We start from the raw sequence: 3907 nt of genomic DNA on the forward strand, positions 1-3907 counted from the left end.
TCCGCGCACGGCGGGGACACGGACGCTGCCGGCGTCGCCCAGCCAGCGCAGCCCCGCCGCCTCGGCCCGTATCGTGCCGGGGGCTTCGGCCCGCTTCACCATCACCGACTGCCCGCCGTCGAGGGCGACTTCGGTGAGCGCCCCGGACAGCGGACGCTCACCGGTCACCGCGCATCCGGTGAGCCGGGCCGCGGCAGCACCCGGACTCTCGCCTTCGATCACGGTGACAGCGTACGACCGGTCAGGAACCCCAGGTTCCCTGGTCCACGGCGCAGTTCCAGCCGGAGCCGTGCAGGGTGAGCTTCACCTTGTACGTACGGGTGTTGAGCAGATGCGTGCGTACGGTGACACCGACGCTCGCCTTCTTCTTCAGCGTCGTCGTGTACACGGACACGGCCTTCGAGGTGCGATGACTGACGGTGCCGCCCTTCGCCTTCGCCGTACCGAAGCGGATGTTCTTGACGTCGGTGACCGTGAGGGTGACCTTCTTGAAGCTCTTGGTGGTGCTCTTGTTCTTGATGCCGAAGTACAGGCCGCCGCCGGTCACCCAGCCGTGCGAGTCGACGTAGAACCCGGACGGATAGACGACACTGATCGGGCAGCCGGAACTCGACGGCGCGGCTGTCGTCGCGGACGCGGCCTGGGCGAGGCCGAGTTGGGCGGCGGTGAGTGCCGCGGCGGCGGTCAGGACTGCGGCGGTCGTACGCATGCGATGCACTGCGGTCATATCTTCCCCCTGTGGCCTGCCGGATCCGACCGGCAGCATGTGTGATCCCCGCGCACAGGATGGTCCGTGCTCCTGGCGCGCCCGTATTTCTTAGCACGCCGAACGCGCGCAGTCCCGACAACTGGGGCCGGGCGGCGGCAAGTTACAAAATCCGGACGAGTGCCACACCCGGTCGACCGTGTCGTCCAGCGGGTCGGTGGCCGGGAGCACGGTCTCGACGCCGTCGGGCATGACATCCAACGGCCGGTACCACTCGCGGAGTTGGTGCTCGTCGACCTCGTCCGCGATGGGCTTCGTGGCGTGCCGGGCCAAGGTCTCCTCGAACGGCACGTCGAGGTAGTAGCAGTGTGTGCGGCCCGGATGGTCGGCGAGCAGCCCGGCCAGCATCTCGCCGTAGTGGGCGACGTAGAGGATGCCTTCCAGGACGGTGTGGAAACCGTGCGCCAGGGCGTGGCGGACGGTGATGTCGATCAGGCCGATGTTCGCGCCACCGGGGATGTCGCGCTCGCGCAGTACCTCGCGGCGAAGGACGTCCTGGCGTACCAGGGCGATACCGCGGCCGTACCGCTCGCGCAGGGCGCTGGCCACCGTGCTCTTGCCGGAGGCGCTGTTGCCGCGCAGCACGATCAGCCGGGTGGGGGAGGGCGGCGGCGTGGTCACCGGGGCACCCTACCGGTCGCGTGTCCTGGAGTGACCGACAGGGCGCATTGCGTCACCCGGGACCCGCTCGGTCTGCTTATGTCGTGAGAAAATGGTGTGACAGCGGTGATTGGTGGCAGGGCCATGGCGGACGCGACGATCGACTACGCGGCGGTGTTCCAGGGGCTGCCCGGCATGGTGGCGCTGCTGACCCCCGACCTGGTGTACGCGGACGCCAACGAGGAGTTCCTGCGCATGTCCGGCCGTACCCGCGAGCAGGTCGTCGGCCGTTTCCTCTTCGACGTCTTCCCCGACAACCCGAACGACCCCGACGCCACCGGCATGCGCAACCTGGAGATCTCGCTGCGCCGCGTCGTCGCCACCGGCGAGCGCGACACCATGGCCCTCCAGCGGTACGACGTCGAGTCCGCGGCCTGCCCCGGGCGGTGGGAGGAGCGCTACTGGAGCCCGGTCAACGCACCGCTCCTCGACCCCGACGGCAAGGTGGTGCTGCTGGTCCACCGCGTCGAGGAGGTCACCGAGCTGATCCGGGCCCGCGGCGGATCCGGCGGCGGTCGCACCCGGGTGCTGGAGGCCGAGCTGTACACCCGTGCCCGCGAACTGCAGGAGGTCAACGAACGTCTGCGCGGCGCCCACGCCCGCGAACGCGAGGTCGCCCTCGTCCTTCAGGAGGCGATGCTGCCCACCCGCCGACAGGGCGCGAGCCACCAGATCGCCGTACGGTACCGGCCCGCCGTCGGCTCGCTGAACGTGTGCGGGGACTGGTACGACGTCGTCGACCTGGTCGGCGGCAACCGCATCGGCGTGTCCGTGGGGGACGTCGTCGGCCACGGCCTGGCCGCCGCCGGTGTCATGGGCCAGCTGCGCAGCGCCCTGACCGCCACTTCCCGGGTCGCGGACGGTCCCGCACAGGCCCTCGACGTCCTGGGCCGCTACGCCAACGTCGTCGACGGCGCCGAATCCGCCACCGTCGCCACGACCTTCGTCGACTTCGACGACCACACCATCACCTACAGCAGCGCCGGACACCCGCCGCCCGTCCTGGTCCGTCCCGACGGCCGCGTGGAGTTCCTCGACCGCGCCACCGACCCGCCCCTCGACGCCCGCCCCGACCCGATGCCCAGGCCGCAGGCCGGCACCTCGTTCTCACCCGGTGCCACTCTGGTCCTCTACACCGACGGCCTGATCGAACGCCGCGGCGAGGACATCGACAGGGGCCTGGCCCGCCTCGCCGACTCCCTCGTCCGCCACCGGAACACCGACCCCGAAGCCCTCGCGGACGCCGTACTCCTCGAACTCCTTCCGCACGGCGGCGCCACCGACGACACGGCCCTGATCATCGTCCGGCTCTGACCGGCCGTATGACCCGGAGCGTCGTACGACACTCCGGACGTGCGGCGCTCCATGTCATACGACGATGCAGGTCAGCGCCGCCCACAGCAGGGGCGAGTGCTCGATGCGGCCGTCGGCGCGCCAGCGGTCGAGCTGCTCGCGCTGCCAGTGACCGAGCCGGTGCACGGGGTCCTCGTGCTCGTGCGCCGCGTCGACGGCGACGATCGCCTCCGACAACGGGCGTACGGACTCCGGCAGTTGAGCCAGCCGATGGAAGGCGAAGCTGGTCGGCAGCACCCAGCGGGTGGCGGTGACCAACTCGGCACCGTTGTGGAGCATCGCCGTCGCCGGCCCGAACGACTCGGCGAACCGCAGATCACCGCCGCTCTCACAGCCGATGAGGGCGACCCGGGCCGGCGCCGGCCAGATCCGCGCGCCCGGCTCGCCGTCCGCGCGCAGCGGGAGCGTGCCCAGCAGCAGGTCCTTGGCCGACAGCGGCCGATGCGTGCGCAGCGGCTCGGCCAGACCGACGGTTTCCGCGTCGCAGGACAGGTGCAGCGTGCCGTCCTCGCTCTGCCCGCCCTCGACCGGCGCACCGCTGACGTGACCGACGTACAGCAGCCTGCGGGCGCCCTTGCGGAGCACATCGCTCAGCCAGTCCCGGTCAAGGTCGGTACGGCGGAAGGCCTCCGCCGGGGTGGCGACGGACGGTACGACGGCGCCCGCGTCGAGATGGCCCCGGACCAGCGACAGCAGCTCAGGGTCGGAGCCGGGCGGCCCCAGCACCGAACCGAGCGGGGAGTCGGCGCGGAAGCCGGGAACACGGGGGTCGAGGACGAGGACGACAGGGCCCGTGTCCGTGCTCTGCGTCGCTGCGGCCGACGGATTTCGTGGCCGCAGTGACGCCGGTGCGGTGGTCACGACGTCCGCCAGGTCGAGGAGCCGGACATCGTCGTCGTCGACCGCGAGGAGTTCCCAGGGGACCTGGGCGACCCGGGGCGACGGCTGGATCCGTACCAGTGGACGGCCCGCGCGCTCGGAAACCTGGCGTATCTGCGCGGTCAGCCCCTCAGGCCACAGCGCCTCGGCCAGTGTCCGCGCGAGCCGGCGCTCGCTGTCGTGTTCGGCCAGCGCGCCCGAAGTGAACGCCCGCCGCATGCCCTCCGCCCGGTCGCCCGCCCCCGGCAG

Annotated in this window: 4 protein-coding genes and 1 pseudogene; 1 reads left to right on the top strand and 4 read right to left on the bottom strand. The window is 71.4% G+C overall.

Annotation, left to right across the window (positions count from 1 at the left end; translation table 11 throughout):
- The 3 genes and pseudogenes from R6V09_RS47890 to R6V09_RS47900 all read right to left on the bottom strand — a co-directional run.
- Positions 1 to 222, bottom strand: a pseudogene (locus tag R6V09_RS47890) (fructosamine kinase family protein); the annotation flags it as partial.
- 19 nt (positions 223 to 241) lie between these two features.
- Positions 242 to 727 carry a hypothetical protein gene (locus R6V09_RS47895; protein ID WP_317887735.1) on the bottom strand — a complete coding sequence of 162 codons (486 nt, stop codon included), beginning with the start codon at positions 725 to 727 and terminating at the stop codon, positions 242 to 244.
- Positions 728 to 817: 90 nt separating this feature from the next.
- A complete protein-coding gene (locus R6V09_RS47900; protein WP_317887736.1) occupies positions 818 to 1387 on the bottom strand; it encodes an AAA family ATPase in 570 nt (189 codons plus the stop codon).
- A gap of 123 nt (positions 1388 to 1510) precedes the next feature.
- Here R6V09_RS47900 and R6V09_RS47905 point away from each other — a divergent pair, with 123 nt between their 5' ends.
- Positions 1511 to 2740 (top strand): PP2C family protein-serine/threonine phosphatase, encoded by a 1230-nt coding sequence (locus R6V09_RS47905; RefSeq protein ID WP_317887737.1) that lies wholly within the window; start codon positions 1511 to 1513, stop codon positions 2738 to 2740.
- 54 nt (positions 2741 to 2794) lie between these two features.
- Here the strand turns inward: R6V09_RS47905 and R6V09_RS47910 are convergent.
- Positions 2795 to 3907 (bottom strand): CHAT domain-containing protein (locus tag R6V09_RS47910; RefSeq protein ID WP_317887738.1); only part of this gene is annotated, 1113 nt, incomplete at its 5' end.

It is taken from the genome of Streptomyces sp. W16, from assembly GCF_033194735.1.
GTDB lineage: Bacteria > Actinomycetota > Actinomycetes > Streptomycetales > Streptomycetaceae > Streptomyces.

What these genes read in the sequence shown, in the direction of transcription:
- R6V09_RS47895 (WP_317887735.1), bottom strand. Translation starts at nt 727, where the DNA reads ATGACCGCAGTGCATCGCATGCGTACGACCGCCGCAGTCCTGACCGCC.
- R6V09_RS47905 (WP_317887737.1), top strand. Translation starts at nt 1,511, where the DNA reads ATGGCGGACGCGACGATCGACTACGCGGCGGTGTTCCAGGGGCTGCCC.